At 56.6% G+C, this 22,966-nt stretch carries 7 protein-coding genes and 2 pseudogenes; all 9 read left to right on the forward strand.

Annotated elements, in window-relative coordinates:
• Window positions 1-117: 117 nt before the first annotated feature.
• The gene (gene imm40, locus ACA075_RS07415) at window positions 118-447 is read left to right on the forward strand and encodes an Imm40 family immunity protein (RefSeq protein WP_497297935.1); all 330 of its coding nucleotides are present in this window, start codon (window positions 118-120) and stop codon (window positions 445-447) included.
• A gap of 390 nt (window positions 448-837) precedes the next feature.
• Complete coding sequence (locus tag ACA075_RS07420; protein ID WP_415765244.1) at window positions 838-1,110, forward strand: hypothetical protein; 273 nt, start codon at window positions 838-840, stop codon at window positions 1,108-1,110.
• 59 nt (window positions 1,111-1,169) lie between these two features.
• On the forward strand, window positions 1,170-1,523 hold the full coding sequence (locus tag ACA075_RS07425) for a hypothetical protein (RefSeq protein WP_497297937.1): 354 nt from the start codon (window positions 1,170-1,172) through the stop codon (window positions 1,521-1,523).
• A gap of 71 nt (window positions 1,524-1,594) precedes the next feature.
• Window positions 1,595-2,002 (forward strand): hypothetical protein, encoded by a 408-nt coding sequence (locus tag ACA075_RS07430; protein ID WP_497297938.1) that lies wholly within the window; start codon window positions 1,595-1,597, stop codon window positions 2,000-2,002.
• Window positions 2,003-2,491: 489 nt separating this feature from the next.
• Window positions 2,492-6,298, forward strand: a pseudogene (locus tag ACA075_RS07435) (DUF637 domain-containing protein); the annotation flags it as partial.
• A gap of 642 nt (window positions 6,299-6,940) precedes the next feature.
• A pseudogene (locus ACA075_RS07440) lies at window positions 6,941-7,012 on the forward strand (tRNase toxin domain-containing protein); the annotation flags it as partial.
• 734 nt (window positions 7,013-7,746) lie between these two features.
• Window positions 7,747-9,453 (forward strand): ShlB/FhaC/HecB family hemolysin secretion/activation protein, encoded by a 1,707-nt coding sequence (locus ACA075_RS07445; protein WP_497297939.1) that lies wholly within the window; start codon window positions 7,747-7,749, stop codon window positions 9,451-9,453.
• A gap of 24 nt (window positions 9,454-9,477) precedes the next feature.
• Window positions 9,478-22,470, forward strand: coding sequence for a two-partner secretion domain-containing protein (locus ACA075_RS07450; RefSeq protein ID WP_497297940.1), 12,993 nt, complete (start codon window positions 9,478-9,480; stop codon window positions 22,468-22,470).
• The gene (locus ACA075_RS07455; protein ID WP_497297941.1) at window positions 22,467-22,952 is read left to right on the forward strand and encodes a pentapeptide repeat-containing protein; all 486 of its coding nucleotides are present in this window, start codon (window positions 22,467-22,469) and stop codon (window positions 22,950-22,952) included. The genes ACA075_RS07450 and ACA075_RS07455 overlap by 4 nt, the downstream gene beginning before the upstream one ends.
• Window positions 22,953-22,966: the final 14 nt, after the last annotated feature.

Raw genomic sequence — 22,966 nt, forward strand, 5'->3', positions numbered from 1 at the left:
GACATGCTGAAAATTCCAGGTGAGTATCGTGGGAAACAAGGCGTTTTCGAGTTCATAAAGGAGTCGGACGGGTCAATCAATCATCGTCTATTCAAACCGACCTCGGCGGAGTGATCTATGAGTATTATATGGTCGGAGCAAATTGATCCTATTCTAAGTAGAGGTATATCTCTAGACCATTTGGGGGTGCGGAACTGGGCCCTAGGTCGTGATGACGCTTTACATGCTATTTATGAACTCGAGGCTTTCGGAATTGCGATTCTTGGAGGGGATGTATATCAATTGGTTGGCGAGAAAGCTGAGCAGACGTACGACAGTTGGTACTGCGACCAAGGCCCCGATGAGTCTGATTCTGTTTTTTCTAAGCGCAGTTCAGATAAGGCAAAGAGTTATATTTTTAGCTACTTAATGCCGGAGGGGCTTTTTGCGATAGTGCCTAAAATTTGATGGTGCAAAAGCAATCGATGATTCTGCTGCCTATACAAAGTGGTGGGACAATGTTGCTCAACCTAAGACTCTAACTGATAGAGAGGCCAGGGCTTGGTATTTATCTAAAGAGGCAGAAATCCCACGTCGAATTGATACCGGATTACCTCTGGAAGATCAGGCTAAACAGGCATTTGCCATGAGAAATGATTTAAGGTCTACAGCTAGAGAATTAATGTCTAACAGAAATTTGGCCGATTCTTTGAATAAGAGCGATCCAAATAGGACATGGTCGGAGATTGTTAATAAATACTCGTCACAAGGTCTTTCTGAGGATGGTTTGTGGCGCAAGATTATCGAAAAATCTCAGTCGTCTAGAACAAGTGTTAATGATGGGTTGGGGATGTGAATATGAATCGTTTTTCTGAGTCTAGTTCAGATTTTAGTTATTTTGTTTTTTTTCATGAATATGAAGAGGAAAGCTTTGAGGAGTTTGTTGGTGTTGTTTTAAAAACTCTAAATGCAGAAGAGATAAAGCGTGAGCAAGGTCCTTACTCAATTCTGGTTACTGCTGAATATGCAGGGCATAGACTTGTTTTGACAAGTGGTTCATTCGAAGGGTGCTTCATATCTATAGATAAAAGTGAGGCATGGCTGGCGAAGGAAATAATAGAAGCTTTCTGAATTAGCTAGTTGGTGCAAAAGGCGTAGGTACTGCGCTGGAAACAACCAATCCGATTGCTGTGAGTGGTAGTCGTGCTATTGATAAAGCGCAAAGTTACGAAAGTGGTGTGCACGGAATCTACGGAAATACTCCATATGCTGATCGTCAATACACAGCACTTGTTGATGGGCAGCGTGTTAAAGGTGTCGCTGATGAAGTGGCAGTTATTGGTGGGAAGCCAACAGCCATTGAAGCTAAATTCGTAGATGACTGGGGCAGCTCAATTCGAAACCCCGCAAGCCCAGCTGGTTCGAAGCCTTGGTCAGTGGCGGAGCAGACGAAAATGGTGGATCAAGCGAAGAAGTACTCTTCAGGTTTTGATGGCGGCGCTATTTATCATACGAACAGCCCAGAGTTGGCCAGTTACTATTAAAAAGTATTTGCCGAGGCGGGTGTTACAAACTTTAAGTTTGTGATTACTCCGGTGACGAAGTGAGGTGTGTAATGAGTAGTGATCGGGAAGTGTTGGAGAAAATTCTTGGCGGGAAGATTGAGCAGTCTGACTCGCGAATTGTGCCGGGAATTACGATTGTAGATGGGCAGCAAGTTGTGTATTTTTCGGATGATGGGAAAAGCAAGTTTCGAAAACAATTTGATGGCATAACATGTTTTACTGAACCACCTAACGCAGTTCGTGGAGGAGTAAATGAAAGAGGGTGCAAAATTACTCCACCTTCTGGGCCTCTTTTTCATGCTATCTCCTATCACGGCGACCTTGATGGTTGGAGAAAAGATATCGAAGCCGGTGCAGAAGGCCTTGGTTTGCTGCTGGCTCGAATCGAAGGTGATCAATTTGTTATTACCGATGGTCGCTCGATCCCTCTGTCAGATTGCAAAATAGAGTTTTCTTGAACACTACTCACGTTCAACACCGGCCTCGCGCCGGTGTCGTTAAAGGGACAGATTTATTTATTGCTCTTGCTTGGTTGGTCTGGCGATTAAATAAATCTGTCCCGAATGGCACTCAGCGATATCGAAGTCGCCCAAGACAGCACCGGTGCTGCAAGTACAAGCACCAGTCGCAATGCCGTCATCCAGGCAGGCGGCAATGTCTCGATCACGGCTGCCCAAGATCTGCAGAACAGTGTCATCCATCAGGACTATGGTTCCACCGGCGGCACCAACAAAGTCGCGGATACCAAGGCAAGCGGTACTGGCACCACTGTCATAAGGCTCAATAGTCAACTACCGCCCGATCTTGCCCAACAGCAAGTCAACCCGCTGACATTGCCGGGCTTTAGTCTCCCCACCGGGCAGAACGGCCTGTTTCGTCTGAGTACTCAGGACACGAGTGATCAGGCGCCGGTTACAGGCACGCTGCATCCGCCGGGTTGGACGGTGGGCGGTGAAAACGTCATCACCCAAGGACATGTGGTCGCCGCTAACAGCGGCGGTCCGCGCAGCTTGCAGGTCAACACCCCGACGGCCGTCTCCAGCAGTGACCGCGCCGTACTCCCTGCCAGGCGCATACCGACGGTGGCAACGGACGTTGCCAGCACACTCGACGTGACCGTCAAACTGGATGGCTCTAATGCCGACGCGCATACGAAAGCTATCCAGTCCGCGATCGGCATTCGTCCCCTGACGCGCGTCACCGGCCTGCCGGACGTGAAAGCGCCGGCCAACGGCCACAAATACCTGATCGAAACCAATCCGGTACTCACCAACCTCAAGCAGTTCATGAGTTCGGATTATCTGCTGGCCAACCTCGGCTACGACCCGGACAACAGCGCCAAACGCCTCGGTGACGGCCTCTACGAACAGCGCCTGATCCAGCAAGCGGTCGTCGCCCGCACCGGCCAACGCTACATCGACGGCCAGACCACCGACGAAGGCCTGTTCAAATACCTGATGAACAACGCCATCGCCAGCAAGGACACCCTCAATCTGTCGATGGGCGTCAGCCTGACCTCGCAGCAAGTTGCGGCACTGACTCACGACATTGTCTGGCTCGAAGAGCACGAAGTGAATGGCGAAAAAGTCTTGGTGCCGGTGCTGTATATGGCACAGGCCGAAGGTCGCCTCGGCCCTACCGGTGCGCTGATTGCAGGCAACGACGTAACGCTGATTGCCGGTCAGAACCTCGATAACGTCGGTACGTTGCGCGCCACCAATAACCTGTCGGCGACGGCGGGCAAGGACCTGGTCAACAGCGGTCTGATTCAGGCCGGTAATCGACTGGATGTGCTGGCGGGTAATGACGTCATCAACAAGTCGGGTGGCATTCTTGCCGGTCGTGACGTGAGCGTGAACGCGATCATGGGGGACGTACTCAACGAGCGCACCATTACTTCACAAGACAACAACACCCGCTTTAGTACGCAACATCACGATTTCGCCGACAGCGCCGCGCGCATCGAAGCCGCCAATGACCTCAACGTCTCGGCGGGGCGGGACATCAACAATATTGGCGGTGTGCTGCAAAGCGGTCGTGACATGGACCTGAATGCCGGACGAGACCTTAACGTTTCCTCGGCGCAGGTCACCAATAGTGTGTTCAAGGACAGCAAACACAACAGCAGCGACATCACTCAGTTGGGTGCGAGCGTCAGCGCCGGTCGTGACTTGTCGGCCCAGGCAGGGCGTGATATCAGCGTGATCGCCAGCCAGATCGACGCCAAGCGCGACATCGCGATGGCTGCGATCGAGAACATGATCATCAGCTCTGCCGCGGATGAGGAGCACTCCCTGTCCAAGAGCAAAAAGCTCACAAGGCAGGAAGATCACGTCAGCCAGGTCATGTCGGGTATCACGGCCGGTGGCGATGTGGCATTGAGTGCCGGTGATAATCTCGCCGTGGTCTCCAGCCGCATTACCGCGGGCGACGAGGCGTATCTGGTAGCGGGTGACAACCTCGACATTCTCGCAGCGCAAGACAGCGACTACTCGCTATACGACAAAAAGAAAAAAGGCTCCTTCGGCTCGAAGAAAACCAAGCGCGATGAAGTCACCGATGTGAAAAACATCGGCAGTGAAATCACCTCCGGCGGCAACATGGTGCTCGCCAGTGGCGGCGATCAACATTACCAGGTTGCCAAACTCGATAGCGGCAATGACCTGACCATTAGCAGTGGAGGTGCCATCACGTTTGAGGGCGTGAAGGACCTGCATCAGGAGAGCCACGAGAAAAGTGATACCAGCCTGTCCTGGAACTCAATGTCGGGCAAAGGCAATACCGACGAGACCCTGCGGCAAAGTCAATTGGTGGCTCAGGGGCAATTGGTGATCAAGGCGGTTGATGGCCTGAACATCGATATCAAACAGATTAACCAGAAATCGGTTAGCCAGACCATTGATGTAATGGTGAAGGCGGATCCACAACTTGCGTGGCTCAAAGACGCTGAGAAGCGCGGTGATGTGGACTGGCGTCTGATCAAGGAAACCCACGAGTCGTTCAAATACAGCAGTTCGAGCCTCGGTCAGGGCGCGATGTTGGCGATCATTATCATTGTCACTGTGTTGACGGCCGGGGCGGCAAGCGCTGCGGTAGGTGCCGCAGCAAGTGCAGGTGCCGGCTCCGGTACTGCAATGGCGGCGGCAGGCAGTACGGCAATGGTGTCGGCGGGAACAGCTGTGGGTACTGCAGCGGCAGGGATCGGCAACATCGCCGCTTCTGCCGTTTTGACCTCCATGGCCAGCACTGCGGCGGTCAGCACGATCAACAACAAGGGCAATGTCGGAGCAACTTTCAAAGGCGTTTTCTCTTCTGAAAACCTCAAAGGTTATGTGCTCGCAGGTGTCACTGCGGGCATCGCAGCACAGTTCGGCTTTAACCCTACAGAGTTGACGTTCGACTCGGCAGGTATCAAGGCCGTGGCGATTAAGGTTGCAGCCGACACGGTGGCCAAAACGGCAATTATGGGCGGTAGCCTGAAGGATAATCTGGTCGACGCGACGTTGGGGGCCGGGATCAGTATTGGTGGGGCGGTCACGGCGAACAAGATTGGCGACATCACTGTGTTCGAAGACGGCAAGCTCTCCAAAGTCGTAATGCACGCGGCGTTGGGTGGTTTGATGGCGGAGGCAATGGGCGGGGACTTCCGAACGGGGGCGATTGCGGCGGGCGCGAATGAAGCATTGGTTGATTTCCTGACTGATAAGTTGTTACCGGTTGGCGTCGATAGAAACAGCCTGGAATATCAGCAAGGCGTGAATAATCTTCTGGCGGCCTCTCAACTGATAGGCGTGTTGACGGCGGCCTTTACCGGGGGCGATCCGAACTCCGCAGCTGCAGTAACGGCAAACGCAACCCAGTACAACAACCTCGACCACCCTTCAGCGGAGCGGCTGCTCAAGGAGCTTCAGGGCTGCCGGGCGACTGAGGGCTGCAGCGCAGCGAACATCCGCGAGATCGTTGGACGGTTCGAAGAGCTGTCGGCCCAACGTTCGTCGGCGATGAATGCCTGTAAAAGCAGAGCGTGTGTGGATGCGATCCAGAAAAGTGCTGTCTCACTGGATGCCCCCGTCGCCAAGGATCTGATGGAGTTCCTGCGGCGCAACATCTCTTACGATATGGCAGGGCTCCTCACCGGGAATCCGGGGGTTATTGCCGTCCCTCCTCCGGGTGTCGATAGCTGGGGAGCCATGTTTACTTCGGATAAACAAATAGCCTTTGCGAAGAACCTCAAAGAGGGCTGGCTAACGCCAGATGAATTGGCAGCGGTAGATCAATGGGTGAAGGACACCAGTTGGCTTGACGTGCAGGCTGGGCGGAAGTTGTCTTTGGACGAACGGGTAGCGGCGATCACTGGCCTGACGTTTTCGCTGGGCATGGCGATTCTGGGTAAAAACCCGGTTGGTGCAGGTAGCAGTGGTGGGCAGACAGGATCGGGCCCCAAAATACCTCCTAAACTTGAGCCGTTTACAAATCCGCCGCAAGGTCCTGTCATTCCTCAGGGCTGGATAAGCCGACCTGGCAGAGTGCCTGGGAGTACGATTTACTACCCTCCTGGAACTAACCCGGCTGACAAAGGCAGTACATTCATCAGGGTGATGCCGTCGGGTTCAACTCCTGTTCCAGGCTTACAGAATGGTTATTGGGTCTATATGAATAAAGGGCAGGCGATAAATCCAGCAACAGGAAAACCAGGTGGAAGAGGCGATACACATGTTCCGTTACCCCCAAACACCACTCCGCCGCCTCGTTAGGAGGAAAGATTAATGCTTGAGAGAAGAGATTTAATAGAGTTGGAGTCCACCAGTCTGGTGGGCATAACGGTAGGGATTGGCTCGCAAATATTACTATTTGCGAATGGCGCATCTGTAATGTGTCAGTGCCCTTTCGAGTGTGAGGATGGCAATGGTCGTCTGTCAGGGCATGGGGAAAATGTTTACACTTCTGTTTTGCTTTATGGGTTTCTTAATCAAGATGTGCAGTCTGCAAGTTTCGCAGACGATGGGGTGTTGGAACTCGTGTTCGAAGATTCGAGTTTCATTAGAATAGTTGCTGATAGAAATGGTTTAGAGTCTTATGTTGTTTCTACCCGTCATGGTGTGTGTCCCATCTTGGTGTTTTAGTCGTGGCGTGAGAGCGTAAGCGGAAAAGGCGGAGCGGTTTTTATTATTTATTTGTTTGGTCTGGTGCATTGGCCAGAAAACAAATCCCTCCGCTTGTTTTTTTTGGTTTTTGTATTTTTTGAAGTTTTCTTATATCGGAAGATAGCTTGAGGGTTAGTTTGCATCATCATGCAAGCGTTAAATCAGTAACTTGAGCTGAAAGATAAATCTATCCCTTTGTTTTCCTCTTATTTCCCTTTCTCCTGTCACGACGGATAAGGCCAGACATTCCTTGAGAAAATGCTGGTGGATGGGCGAGGTGTAAGATTGAATATGGACGGTTCATTCAAAGGGTTCATTGATTAATGGAAGGCAGTATGGCCGGACTATTGGAAATGGTATTTGAGAACGTCAGGCAGGACGTGGTGTTGCCCTTGCTGGAAACAGTTGTTGCTGATGCGGAGTGAGTCCGTAGTCAGTGCTGAGTGTTCAGAAGATTTTCCGGTCTGGAGCAATGGGGGAATTGAACTCGATGCAGTCCGCGCCAATTGATTTTGATGGCGCGTTGAGTGTGATTGTCAATGTCCGGAGTTTGAAGTTTATGGGTGTGAACGTAGACTCAGCACTCATTCGAGTTGTTAGGTATCAAGGTAAGTTTGATCTTGATATTAGTTTTGATGAGGATGATGTCGGGTTGCAGGATGTCGATGTCATTGGTGTTTTTTTGCGTTCTCGAAGGAAATGGCCAAGAAATTCGAGTTTGTTACTTGTTACTTGTTACTTGTTACTTTGGAATGGAGCGGGCCTCGGATGAGGCTACACGATTTTTTACCAATGACGTGTTGGGACCGCTGAAGTAAAGGGAGCTTTAGAAAAAACGGGGCGGGATACTAATGAAGCAAAAAACGGGCGACCAACAGGGCGCCCGTTTTTCATTACTCAGCGGCCTATGCCTCCTCACGTGACCTCCTTCCATTTCTCTCAAATCTACCGTTCGTCGGCCTCCAGCCCAGAATAGATCCATATATTGACGCCAAAATAGTGGCCATCTAATATCACGCCACTATTGTGCTATCAGTCTCCATTTCGAGGGATCGAACATGTACCCAGCCGCCCTCGCGGCGAGGTTGTGCCTGGCTTTGCTGTGCCTGTCTCCCCTACATCTTGCTCATGCCGCCCCCACCCCAGGGGAAACCGACCTCATCCGTGAACGCCAGGATCGCCTGCTCGAAGAGCAGCGTCGGCGTCTCGAAGAGCTCAAGGAATTACCTGGCAAGGAAGCCAAGCCTTCCGCACCGACGGCGCCCGCTGATACCCGTTGTTTTCCGATCAAAGATATCGAACTCAAAGGCGCCGACAGTCTCTCCGAGAGCGAAAAAAGTCGTCTGCTCAAGCCGTACATCGGTCAGTGCCTGGGCGTCACTCAGCTCAACGAGCTGCTGAAAGTCATCACCGACCACTACATCGAAAAAGGCCTGGTCACCAGCCGTGCCTACTTGCCGCAGCAGGATTTGTCCGGCGGGCATTTGAAGGTGCTGGTGGTCGAGGGCAAGCTCGAAGGGTTGAAGGGCGCGGAGGGCAGCAAGCTGTCGGACCGCGAGTTGGGCATGGCTTTTCCCGGCAAGACCGGTGAGCTGGTCAACTTGCGGGAAATCGAGCAACTGGTCGATCAGCTCAACCGTTTGCCATCGAATCAGGCACAGATGGAATTGGCACCGGGCAAGAACGTCGGCGGCAGCGAAGTGCTGGTCAAGAACACGCCGCAAAAGCCCTGGCGTGCCGGGTTGTCCCGTAGCAATGACGGCCAGCGCAGCACCGGCGAGCAGCAGTGGGGCACCACATTTGATTGGGACAGTCCGTTGGGCCTGGCGGATCAGTTGAATCTACGCGGCGGTCACGATGCGATGACCGATCACCAGCACACCTCCAACAACGCGCTGCTCAATTACAACCTGCCGTGGGGCTGGTGGAACTTCAATTACACCTACAGCCAGAGTGAGTACCGCTCGCAGGCGCAAGCCAACGGCTTCAACTTCAAGCAGACCGGTGACAGCGAAAATCATCAACTGCGTGCCGAGCGGGTGATCCATCGCGACGCCGTGAGCAAGACTTCCCTCAGCACCGGCCTGTCGTACCTGCGCACTAACAACTTCATCGAAGACAGCAAGCTCAAGCTGAGCAGCAACCGCATCAGCGAAGCGCAGTTCGGCCTCAACCACGGTCGGCGCGTCGGCAGTGCTTTCGTCAACCTTGACCTCGGCATGCAGCAAGGGATCGGCGCGTTCGATGCCCAGGGCAACGGTCACCCGGGTCCCGGTGAACCGGATGCGCGCTACCGCAAATACACCGCCACCGCGAGCTATCTGCAACCGTTCAAGGTGTGGGGCGAGTCGTTCAGTTTCAGCAGCCTGATGACCGGCCAGCGCAGTGAAGACGTGCTGTTCAGCCCGCAGCGCACCAGCCTCGGCGGTCAGTCGTCGATTCGTGGTTACAAGGATCAATCCTTGTCCGGTGACAGCGGTGGTTACTGGCGCAACGACCTGCGCTGGAGCCGTCCGGTAACGCTGGAATGGCTACGCCCGGCGTTCGCCGAATACGGCACCAGTCTCGGTTACGACCAGGGCGTGATCCGTGGCGATCGCTACAACGGCGACCAGCACGGCCGTATGTCCAGCAACTCGGTGGAGGTATTTGCCCGCGGTCAGCACCTGGCCGCCAGCGTGACCTTTGCTCACTCCCTCGAACGTCCGGACACCATGACCGAGCGCGAAGCGCCGATTTATTTCCGCATGGATTTCTTCCTCTAATTTCGCCTCATCGAGACCTTCGACATGGACGCCCGTCAATTCGCCTTCCTGAGCCGTCAGCCTTCTTCTGCCGTGAAAACCCGCGAGCACTTCTGGGGCATGCCCAAGCGCGGGTTGGCGTTCCTGTTGGCGAACGTGATGTTCTGGCAACCGATGTGGGCCCAGGCGGAAGGGATCGTCGTGGCCTCGCCGGGCACCAGCCTCGGCCAGGCGGGCAATGGCGTGCCGATCGTCAATATCGCCACGCCCAATGGCACCGGGCTGTCGCATAACCAGTTTCACGATTACAACGTCGGCACCCAAGGCGTCATCCTCAACAACGTCGCCAACCAGACCGGCGCGACGCAATTGGGCGGCATTATTGTCGGCAACCCGAATCTCACCAACCGGGTCGCCGCGCAAACCATTCTCAACGAAGTGATCGGCGGCAGCCCGAGTCAGTTGCGCGGTTACACGGAAGTGGCGGGGCAGTCGGCGCGTGTCATCGTCGCCAACCCTTACGGCATCAGTTGCAACGGTTGCGGTTTCATCAACACTCCGCGTGTGACGTTGACCACCGGCAAGCCGGTGCTCGACAACGGGCGACTGGATCGTTTTCAGGTCGATCAGGGCAGCGTCTCCATCGATGGCGCCGGGCTCAACGCCAACAACGTCGACAGCTTCGAAATCATCACCCGTAGCGCGAAGATCAACGCCGAGATTCAGGCGAAGAACCTGACCATTGTGGCCGGTCGCAACGACGTCAATGCACAGAGCCTCAACGCCACCGCTCGTGCCGATGACGGTAGCGTCAAACCGCAACTGGCCATCGACTCGTCGGCGCTGGGCGGGATGTACGCCGGGGCGATCAAACTGGTCGGTACCGAGGCCGGGGTCGGGGTGAAACTGGCCGGCAATCTGGCGGCCAGCGGCGGGGATATTCAGATCGACGCCAACGGTCATCTGAGCATGGCCCAGACTTCGGCCAGTGGCGCGGTCAGTGCAAAGGCCGCCAGCCTTGATACCGTCGGGCCGGTGTACGCAGGCACTTCGTTTTCGGTGAATACATCAGGGGATATCAACACCCGGCAGAATGTCGCGGCGCGGGACTCCATCAGCCTGAACAGCGGTGGTCAGTTGACCAACACCGGTGTCATCGAAGCCGGCATCAACGCCGATAACAGCCGCAACGCCAATGGCGATGTAACGATCAACGCGCAGAACCTGCGTAACACCGGCAGCATCAACGCGAGTCGTTCATTACAAGCCAGCGTCTCGCAGACTTTGAACAACCAGGGCGGCACCCTCAACAGTCAGACCCTTACTCAGGTGACGGCGGCAACGCTCGATAACCGGTCGGGTCGGGTGTTGAGTCAGGGCAGCCTCGGCGTCACCGCCGATCAGTTGTTGAACGCTCAAAGCGGTCTGGTCTCCAGCACCGGCAATCTTTCGGTCAGCGCCGGGTATCTGGATAACAGCCAGCAGGGCAAGTTCTCCAGCACCGACGCCTTGACGGTTCACACCTCCGGGCAATTGCTCAATCAACTGGGCATTTTTAGCGCCAGTGGCAATCTGTTGCTCAGTGCCGGGAGCCTGGACAACCGCAATGGCGAAGTCTCCAGCCTGAGCGACTTGTCCGCCCGCGGCGGTCAGGCGAACAACAGCGGCAATGGCCGCTTGCTTGCCAATGGCGACGTCACGCTGACCTTCGATGGTTTGAACAATCAGAATAAGGGTGCGATCTCCGGGCAGCGCGACGTGCGACTGAACGTTGGTCAATTGACCAACGACGGTGTAGGCAGCATCTACGCCAAGCGCAATCTCGATATCAACGTCACCAACGCGCTGAACAACCGCCAAGGCGTGCTGCGCAGTGACGGAACTCTGAACCTGCGCGCCGCCAGCCTCGACAACAATGGCGGCAGCGTTACCAGTGCCGGTGCTTCGACACTGGCCACCGTCGGCGCTCTGACCAATCAGGGCGGCGTAGTGCTGTCCGACGCCAGCCTGACCCTGACCAGCGCCAACCTCGACAACAGTCAGAAGGGTCGCATCGCGGGCAAAGGCCTGGTGGTGAAAACCGGCGCTTTCGACAATCGGCAAAGCGGCAGCCTGACCAGTACTGGTGTGCTGCAGCTCACGGCCGGTCAAGTCAACAACAGCGATGCAGGCCGCATCGCCAGTGCCATGGCACTGACGGCCACCGTCACCGGGCTTGATCAGTCCAACGATGGGCACCTTTACGGTGACAGCGATGTAAGCCTCGACCTGAGCAACGGCGTACTCAACAACCAGAGCGGCCTGATCACGGCCCCCGGTCAACTGCTGCTGAAAAACCTCAACATCGTCAACAACCAGAGCGGTGAAGTTTCCAGCGCACACGGGTTCACCCTCGCGGCTAAAACGTTGCAGAACACCGAGGGTTCGGTGATCAGCGACAAAGCGCTCATCGTGCGCATCGACCAGCAGTTGACCAACATCAAGGGGCTTGTTTCCGGCACAGGTGTGGACCTGAGCGCAGCAGAATTGAACAACGACAGTGGCAGTGTCAGCAGCGACGCCGACCTGAGTGTGCGTGCCAGTGGCAAGGTCTCGAACCAGAACGGTGAGTTGTCCGCGGCGGGCAATACGACTCTGACGGCCGCGAGCCTCAACAACGCAAGCGGTCATGTCACGGCCGATCAACGTCTGAACATGACCGTCGACGCTGCCATCGATAACCAGGCCGGCACGCTGGGTGCCGCAAACGGCATCGCTCTCCAGGCCGTCAGTCTGGATAACCGTCAGTCCGGCGTGGTGGTCACCGATGGTGATCTGAGTATCACGCTCACGGGCATCCTGAATAACCAAAGCGGCGGCAGCGTACAAGCCAAAGGTCCGATCGACCTCAAGAGCCTGACGCTGGATAACCGTGGCGGTCGGGTTTCCTCGAAGAATCTGCTGACCCTGCGCAGTGCCACCACCGACAACCGTGGCGGCTTGATCCGCGCCGACCACGATATGCAGCTATTCGTTGAGCACCTCGATAACCGCCAGCAAGGCGTGGTCAGTTCTAAAGCAGGACTGGCCTTGACCGGCCAGCGTCTGGACAACCAGGGCGGTCTTCTCAGAGCTGTGGGCCTGATGCAACTTCAGTTGGGCAGCGTGCTCAACGACGCCGGCCGGATCGCCGGCCAGGGCGATTTGACCGCCAATATCGACAACCTTAGCCAACACGGCGGCGCGTTCGTCGCTAAAGGCAACCTGACACTGACCGGCAGTCAGCTGGTTAACCGGGCGGGCGGTCTGGTGGGCGCGACAAAAGCGCTGAAACTCAACGTCGCCGACATCGATAACCGCGCGGGCGAAATGTCCAGTCAAGTGGATGTCGACGTCACCAGCCAACAACTCAACAACAGCGACAGCGGCAAGGTGTTGGCCGGTACGGCGCTGACGCTGACCGTTGATCGTCTGCTCAACCAGACCAAGGGCCTGTTGTCTGGCGACACGTTGCAACTCAAAGGCGTGAGCCTGGACAACAGTCGCGGCACGCTCTCCAGCCAGAACGGCCTGAACGTGGAGTTGACCGGTGCGCTGGACAACAGCGCAGGTCTGCTCAGCAGCGAAGCGGCGCTGACCGTCAACGCTGATTCCCTCGAAAATGCCTCCGGCCGCCTTTCCAGCGCTGATGCGCTCAACCTCACCACCGCCGGCGCATTGCGTAATCAGGGCGGCTCAATCACCACCGATGCGCAGCTCAATGTCCGTAGCGCCAGCCTCGATAACCGCAACAGCGGCGAGTTGGCCGGCAAGGGCGCCACGCGCGTCGACACTAGCGCCTTCGATAACAGCCAGGGCGGTCGGTTGACCAGCAGCAATACCCTGAATCTGACCGCAGGCCAGGTGACCAACCAGAACGGCGGACGCATTGCCAGCGCCCTGTCCCTGAGCGCCACTGTCACGGGGCTCGATCAGCAGGCGGGCGAGCTGTTCAGCAACACCGCGCTGTCCCTCGACCTCAACCACGGCCAGTTGAATAATCAGGGTGGTTTGATCAACTCCCCTGGCGCCCTGTTGCTGAAAAACCTCAAGGGCGTCGCTAACCAGAATGGCGAAATCTCCAGCGGCCAGGCCTTTACCCTGGTCGCACAAAACCTCGACAACAGTGGCGGCAAACTGCTCAGCAATCAGGGCCTGACGCTGCGCATTGCCCAGGTATTGAACAACCTCAAAGGCGCTGTTTCTGCGGCAGGCCTGGACATCAACAGCGCCAGCCTGGACAACACCGAGGGTTTGCTCAGCAGTCGCGACGGACTCAAGCTGACCGTCGACAGCGCACTGACCAACCACAAAGGCACGCTGATCGCCGACAGTGATTTGCTGCTCACGGCCGCGACGACGGACAACAGCCAGGGACAGATATCCAGCAAGAAAAACCTCACCGCGCAGATCGGCAGCCTGCAACAGCAGGGCGGGCAATTGATCGCTCAAGGCTCCCTGACGCTGACCGGGAACACGCTGGATAACCGTCAGAACGGTCTCGTCGGTGCCACCAGCGCGCTGAACATCAATGTCGATAACGTCGATAACCGGGGCGGTGAGCTGTCCAGTCAGGACGCAATCACGCTGAACGGTCAGCAACTGGACAACAGTGACAAGGGCAAACTCCTGGCGCAGAAAGCCCTGACACTCAACGTCGCGCAAATGACCAACCGCAACAACGGATTGCTGTCGGGCAAGTCCGGGTTGAAAGCGCTGGGCACCTCGTTGAATAACGCTGGCGGCTCAATGGTGGGCCTCAAAGGCATCGACATCAATCTGAGCGGCGCCCTCGATAACAGCCAGGGCTTGATCAGTAGCGAAGACACCTTGGGGTTGCGTGTCGGCAGTCTTGGCAACAACGGCGGCAAGGTTTCCAGTGCCGGCTTGATGACCCTCGACAGTGTCGGAGCCCTCAACAACCAGGGCGGCGAACTGGTGACCGACGGCGCGCTGGATCTACGCAGCGCCAGCCTCGACAACCGCGCGCAAGGCAGCATCAGCAGCAAAGGTGCGCTGTCGATTCGTACGGGCGATTTCGATAACAGCCAGTCGGGCCGCGTCAGCACGGGCGATCGTCTCGACCTGACTGCCGCGCAGCTGACCAACCGTGACGCAGGCAGCATCGGCAGTGGCAAGGCGTTGGTCGCCAGCGTCAGCGGGCTGGACCAGCGCAACGGCAAGCTGTTCAGTAACACGGCGCTGACCCTCGATATGAACAACGGTCAGTTGAACAACCAGGGCGGTTTGATCAACGCCCCCGGTTCGTTGCTGCTGAAAAATCTAAATGGGGTCTTGAATCAGGGCGGGGAAATTTCCAGCGCCCAGGCGTTTACCCTGGCCGCCCAAAGCCTCGACAACAGCGGCGGCAAGTTGCTGAGCAATCAGGATTTGACGGTGCGCGTCGCCCAGGCTCTGAACAACGACAAAGGCATGATCGCCGCTGCGCGAATCGACGCCAGTGCCGACACCCTGGACAACAGCGGCGGTACGTTGACCAGTCGCGGTGATCTGGAACTGACAACCAATGGTCTGCTGACTAACCGGGACGACGGGCTGATCAGTGCGACACAAGCACTCAAGGTGCGTGCGGCCAATCTCGATAACCAGGCAGGGCAACTGCTGGGCAAGAGTGCGCTGACGGTGAACACCGGCGCACTGAACAACACCGCCAACGGGCTGATCAACAGCCAGGGCACCTTAAATCTCACTACCGACAGCCTGGACTCCAGCAACGGCGGCGAAGTCTCTGCGCACGGCGACATGAGCCTGGTGGTGAACGCGCTGACCCAGACCGGCGGGCGTTTGCTCAGTGACGCCGGGTTGACCCTGGATATGAACGGCGCCGACCTGAATAACCGCAATGGCCTGATCATCGCCAAGGGACCGTTGAGCCTCAACCGTTTGAAGGACCTGAACAACCAGGGCGGCGAAATCTCCAGCAGTCAGAGCTTCACCCTGGCCGGCGGCAAGCTCGATAACAGTAGCGGCAAGCTGATCAGCAACAACCTGCTGACCCTCAACGCCAACACGTTGCTCAACCAGAACGGGCTGATGTCCGGCTGGCAAGGTCTGAGCGTCAATGGCGCCACCCTCGACAACCGCAACAACGGCACGCTCTCCAGCCGTAATGGCGATGTCTCGGCAATCCTCAGTGACGCGTTACTCAACGGTAACGGCGGGGCGCTGGTCAGCCAGAAGGCGTTGAGTGTCAGCGCCCTCAGCCTCGATAACCGCGGCGGTATTCTGTCCAGTGGCGCCGGTCAGACACTGACCGTCAGCGGCGTCCTGGACAACAGCCTGAACGGGCTGATCGACAGCGGTGCCGCACTGACCGTCCAGGCCAGTACGCTGAACAACGCAACAGGCAACATCACCGCGCAACAGGATTTCAGCCTGGTGGGCAGCGCGCTGGATAACAGCGGCGGCAATTTGAGCAGCAAGGGCGCAGTGACCCTCGACCTGCTGGGTGCCCTGACCAACACCAACGGCAAACTTGCCAGCGGTGGCGCTTTGTTGCTACGTCGCAGCAGCCAGATCGACAACCAGGGCGGGCAACTGGTCAGCCAGAGCCTGATGACTCTGAACACCGGCAGTCTCGACAACCGCAACCGCGGCACCGTCGCCGCCAGCAATAGCCTGATTCTCACCACCAGCGGGGCGGTCCTCAACAGCGCCGATGGCCTGATCTACAGCCAGAACGCTGATGTCCAACTGCAAGCGGGCAGCCTTTCCAACGCCCGCGGCACGCTGCAAAGCCAAGGTGCATTGAGCGTCAACGTCTCCGGTGACATCGATAACCAGAACGGTCGGATCATCGCCCAGGGCGGTGATCTGGGCATCAACGCGGCCACTCTCGACAGCCGTGGCGGTGTGTTGTCCAGTCAGCAAGGTGCCTTCAGCGCGCACGTGACCGGTGTGCTGAAAAACGGCTACGACCTCAATCGCCAGGGTGGCGTGATCCAGGCACAGCGCCTGAACCTCACGGCGCTCGCCGGCTTCGACAACAACGGTGGTCGCGTCTCGGCACGCACCGGCGATGCGCTGGTCACCACTTCCAACTTCGACAACCGCAACGGCGGCCTCTATGCCAAAAGTCGCGTCAGTGTCACCGCTAACCCTTTCGACAACAGTGGCGGCCAGATTGCGGGCGGGCAGATCGACCTTAACCTCAGCGGCGCACTGAACAACCGTCTGGGCATTATCGAAAGCGACAACGCGCTGAGCGTCACCGCGTCCAGCGTCGACAACCAGACCGGCAAACTGCGCGCTCTGGGTCAGGCGGGTGCTACCCAGTTCAACATTGGTGGCGTCTTTGACAACCGTAACGGCGTCCTCGAAAGCGCCAACAGCGACCTCAATTTCAACGTCGGCAGCTTCCTCAATGCCGGCGGCAGTCTGTTACACGTCGGCGCCGGCAACTTCGGCATCTCCACCGCCAACGTCACCAACGCCGGCGGCAGCATCGTCACCCGTGGTGGCCTGACCCTCAACGCCGACAGCTGGACCAACAGCAGTGTCATCCAGGCCGGGCGCCTGACCGTCAACGTCAACAACTTCAGCCAGACAGCCAACGGTCAACTGTTGGCCTCCAGTGCGTTCGTGGGCACCGGCGGCAACTGGTACAACGATGGGTTGATCGCCAGTGACGGCACGTTGAGCCTGAACATTGGCGGGACGTACTCCGGCAATGGCCGGATGACCAGCCTCGGTAACCTGAACGTCGGTGCTGCGCAACTCAATCTGAGCAACGCCGCCAGCATTGTCGGTGGCGGTAGCACGAGCATCAACGTGGGCGGGCAATTGACCAACTATGGTCGGTTGACGTCGGCAGCCGACCTGGCAGTGAACGCGGGTGGCATCAGCAACTACGGGACGCTGGGTGCTGCGCAGAACCTGACATTGACCACCCCGACACTGCTCAACAGCCAGGGGCTGATTTTCAGCGGCGCCAACATGCAGCTGAATGTGGCGAGTTTCAGTAACCGAAAGGGCGACCTCTACGGCTTGGGTAACGTCACGATCAGTGGCTACGGTTCGGCGCAGGCAGGGCTGGTATCGAACGTCTCGGGCTCGATGGAGAGCGCAGGTCGCTTCGCGATCAACGCGGCGTCCTTTGAAAACCGCACCGAAGGTTCTGATGGTGTGCAGAACTTTGGCGTGGGCCGCACCTTGGTCAAGGGCTCCATTGCCGTGCAGTGCTTCGACTGCAGTGGTGACCGCTATGAAGTCAACTACATCGTCCGGGAAACCTACAACGCCGGGGAGGACAGCGACAACACAGCCTCTGCCCAGTTGATGGCCGGCGGTGATTTTGTCTTCAACGGTGGCAACTTTCTGAACAGCAAAAGCACGATTGCGGCTGTGGGCAACATCTCCATACAAGCCGATAACGTGAAGAACATCGGTGCCGTGAGCGGTGCCGTGGAGCGCACCCGGGTTTATAAACAGGGCGGAGCGGAGCAGGAAGCCTTCGGCGACAATGTCAGACGTTACTTCCTGCCGCTTGTCGACGGGTATAACCAGCACAACAACCCGGACTTCCCGAAGGTTTATTACGTGGACGCAACGGGTGCTCTGGTACTCGGCACTCCTTATTCGGCGACCTTCAGACAAGGCGGCGGCAAAGGTGAGCATGAGGATTTCAAGTACATCGGCATCAAGGATTCAAACGGCGTAGCCGTAGGCAGCTACCGGTATCCGAACACCCTGGTCGGGTATCAATGGGGCACAACCCCCATATCGCTCTACGACCCCGCCAATCTGGTTGCACTGCCGTCTGCAATCGACGGTCTGAAAAAGATCGATGACAAGGAAGTCTCCCTGAACGGCACCGGCAATGCTGGCCGCAGTGCCGTTATCCAGGCGGGTGGTAACGTCTCGATCACGGCCACCACCGACGTCCAGAACAGCGTCATTCGTCACGACTACACCGTCGGTGGCGGGACCAACAAAGTCCATGACACTCGGTCCTCCGCCTCGGGTGGCACGACGGTGGTGAGGATCAACGCTCAGTTGCCTCCCGACCTCGCTCAACAACAAGTCAATCCATTGGGCCTTCCTGGCTTCAGCCTGCCGACCGGCCAAAACGGCTTGTTCCGTTTGAGCGGGCAATCCGGCAGCAATACCCAGGCCACTCAGGCCGGCACCGCACCACAGAACTGGACCATCGCAGGCGCTAGCGTCTCGGTTGCCCAGCGCGATCAAGCTGTCCCGGACGTACAGGCCCGAAACATCCAGATCGGCTCGGTCGGTCAGGTATCGACGGCCACGCGTCAGTTGGCCACTGCCACCCGCCAAGGCCTGGCGGTGAGTGCCAACGCTTCGACATTCGACACCTCCGCGCCCGCCGATTCCGGTAACGGCGATTTACCTGTTCCAGAACATCGGTCGGACAGCACGGGCGTGACGACCGTCGGTAATGTGATAGGCGTACAAACAGGTGTGGCCGTTCAGTCCGGTATTGTCGTGCTTCCCGGCCAAAACGCCGTACAGGCAGTCACCTCGCCAGCGATCACCCAAGTCGCTTCGACCACCGCGCAAACCCTTACCCGAGTCCAAGGCGTCCCGAGCTCAACCGCCCCGCTAAATAGTCACAAATACCTGATCGAAACCAACCCGGTGCTCACCGACCTCAAGCAATTCATGAGTTCGGATTACCTGCTCGCGGGCCTCGGCTACAACCCCGATATCAGTGCCAAGCGCCTGGGTGATGGCCTGTACGAACAACGCCTGATCCAGCAAGCCGTCACCGCGCGCACCGGCCAGGCGTTCATCGATGGACAGACCTCTAACCAGGATCAGTTCAAGTACCTGATGAACAACGCCATCGCCAGCAAGAGCGCGCTCAACCTGGCGGTGGGCGTGACCCTCACGTCGCAGCAAGTCGCGGCGCTGACCCACGACATCGTCTGGCTCGAAGAGCACGAAGTGAACGGCGAAAAAGTCCTGGTGCCAGTGCTGTACCTGGCCCAGGCCGACCACCGTCTCGGACCGAACGGCGCCCTGATTGCCGGTAAAGACGTCAGCCTGATCGCGGGCCAGAACCTCGACAACGTCGGCACCCTGCGCGCCACCAACAACCTGTCGGCGCAGGCTGGCAATGACCTGGTCAACAGCGGCCTGATCGAAGCGGGCAATCGCCTCGACCTGCTGGCCGGCAACGACATCATCAACAAGGCCGGCGGCATCATCAAAGGCCGGGACGTGAGCCTCACTGCAATCAATGGCGACATCGTCAACGAACGCACCATGACCTCCCAGGACAATAACCTCGCAGGCCAGCGCCACAACGACTACGCCGACAACGCGGCCCGCATCGAAGCGGCCAACGACATGAGCGCCTCGGCCGGCCGCGACATCAACAACCTTGGCAGCGTGCTGCAAAGCGGCCGCGACCTGACCCTGAAAGCCGGGCGCGACGTCAATATCGTCCCCACCCAAGTCAGCAACAGCGTGGTCCTGGACAGCAGGCACACCAACAGCGACATCACTCAACTCGGCAGCACCGCCAACGCCGGCCGCGACCTGTCCGTCCAGGCCGGGCGCGACATCAACGTCATCGCCAGCCAGATCGACGCCAAGCGCGACATCACCATGGCCGCCACGGAAAACCTGACCATCGGCTCGGCCGCGGACGAGGAACACTCCCTGTCCAAGAGCAAAAAACTGACGGTGCAGGAAGACCACGTCAGCCAGGTCATGTCGGGCATCACGGCCGGCGGCAGCATCAAACTGGACGCCGGCAAAGACCTCGCCGTGATCTCCAGCCGCATCACCGCCGGCGACGAAGCCTACCTGGCGGCAGGCAACAACCTCGACATCCTCGCGGCGCAAGACAGCGACTACTCGCTGTACGACAAGAAGAAAAAAGGCTCCTTCGGCGCGAAGAAAACCAAGCGTGATGAAGTGACCGATGTGAAAAACATCGGCAGTGAAATTACCGCGGGTGGGGACCTGACGCTGGTTAGCGGCGGGGATCAGCGGTATCAGGTGGCGAAGCTCAGCAGTGAGAAGGACATCACGCTGGAGAGTGGTGGGGCGATTACGTTTGAGGGGGTGAAGGACTATCACGATGAAAGTCACATCAAGAGCGATGGCGATGCGTTCTGGACCTCATCGAAAGGCAAGGGCAACACCGACGAGACCTTGCGCCAGACCCAGATGATCGCCAAAGGCGACATCACGATCAAAGCCGTCGACGGCCTGCACATCGACCTCAAACAGATCAACCAGGACACCGTCAGTCAATCCATTGATGCGATGGTCAAGGCTGATCCGCAACTGGCGTGGTTGAAGCAGGCGGAGGCGCGGGGTGATGTTGATTGGCGATTGGTGAAGGAGATTCATCAGTCGTTCAAGTATGAAAACTCCGGGTTAGGGCCGGCTTCGCAGATCATCATTGCGATTGCATTGGCTGCCGTCATGGGGCCGATGATGGCCGGCATGAACACTATGTTGCAGGCGGTCGCTGTAAGTGCCGCGACAAAGGCCACGGTCAGCACCATCGACAACCGGGGCAACCTGGGGAAGGTCGTCAAAGACGTTACTTCGAAAGACAGTATCAAAGGCTATGTCGTTGCTGCTGCCACGGCGGGTGTCGCTCAGGGGCTCAATTACAGCCCGGGATCGCTTGGGTTTGATGTCAAGAGCTTGAACACCGTGGTTGCCAAAGTGACCGCTGATGCTGTGATCAAGACGGCTGTTTACGGAGGAAGCTTCAAGGACAACCTTGCCAGTTCGGCCGCTGGCACTGCCGCGAGTATTGGAGGTGCGGTTGGGGCTGGGAAAATTGGAAACATGGTCCTGGCGGAGGGTGGAATAGAGAAAATCATCCTGCATGCGGGGCTGGGTGGCTTGTTGGCCGAGGCGATGGGCGGTGATTTCCGTACTGGAGCACTGGCGGGCGGTGCTAACGAATTACTGGTCGGACTGCTTGGTGACAAACTCCTGCCTTCGAATCTTGTTCCGGGTTCAGCGGATTACAACCAGGCCCAGGCCAACATTCTCGCGATTTCGCAATTGGTCGGTGTGCTAGGCGCAGTGGCTTCGGGTGGGGATGTTGGAATCGCCTCCTCCGTCGCGGCCAATGCGACACAAAATAATTACCTCAGTCACGACCAACTGCAAAGGGCCGCCAGAAAACTCAGCACCTGTAAGACAGATGCTGAGTGCACAAATCTTGCTCAAGAATTCAGGGATATCAGCAAAGAGCAGGACATCAATGCCATTAAAAACTGCGTGTTTGCGGTTGAGCTTTGTCGCCCGACATCGCTGGACGTTGCTAATACCATGGCCGACCTCAACAAGGTGAAGGACGCTTTGGGTGATGGCTCTCCAGCCGCTAAAACGACGCTTCAGGCACTGATCAACGAGAACCATGACTTCCAGCAAATATTGGCGATGGCAGCCGGAGGTCATAGCGCTGATGCACTGGCAGGCGCGTTGCAGGCCAAGTGGAATCTTTCTAACGAGCAGACAAATCTCCTGAGGGACAACTTGGGGATGATCGCCGCTGTCGGTGCGGGTGTGGCCGCGGTTAGTGGCAAAGCTGTAGTTGATTCCTTGAGGTCTGGGTCAGGTCCAAAAGGGGCCGTCACTAAAAACCCGAATTCAACCAGTGGTCTGACTGATTCGGAAGCTGGTACGCTGGTTGAACGAAATGTTTTGGAGGCGGGTGTAAAAGGTACGGCTAAGGGGCCTTTGGTTTCTAAAGGCTCGGATGTAACACCTGAAATTATTAAAAAAGCATTGCTGGGAGACAAGACTATTAGTGCACAGGATGCTGTGTCGCTACCCGCAATTCAAAGATATGTTGATAGACTCCTCAAGGGGGACGTAGCTCCGGCAATTAAGATGGACGGTAATGTAATTGTAGACGGTAATCATCGATATATTGCAGCAAAAATACTGGGCCGAGAGCCTGATGTAATACCTGGCATATTGACGTCTTATAAGGCTGAAAAGAAAAAACCGACCGTAAATCTGGAGATTTCTCCATCAGATTGGGGTAATAGATGATCACAATAAGATTTGAAACAGGTGAGTCTTTAGATTTTCCGTTCGATAGTTTTGTTGGTTCGGATTTTAGAGAGGCTAATTTACATCGAGCGATATTTGAAAAAATAGATTCTAGTTGTGCCGATTTTACTGGAGCTAATTTAAGGAGCGCTATTTTTTATTTTGCTATATTGAACGGCGCAAAAATGAAACGTGCGAAATTAATGAACGCTATTTTCACGGGTTCGATAATGCGGGAGGTTGATTTTTCAGAGTCTATACTTGCCTATGCCGATTTCTCAAGAACCGATCTTTCGATGGCAAATTTTAAGAATGCTGATGTTGAGGGGGGCGACTTCCAAGGTGCACAATTGCATGGGGCTAACTTTGAAGTTGTACAGATAGATAAGTGTAATTTATCCGGCGCTTTTTACGATGGAAAAACTATTTGGCCAGAAGGGTTTGATCCTGATTCTCATGGGGCGGTTAAAAATAGCAAATAAGGTATAGGACTACT

Source organism: Pseudomonas sp. LBUM1663 (assembly GCF_059695905.1).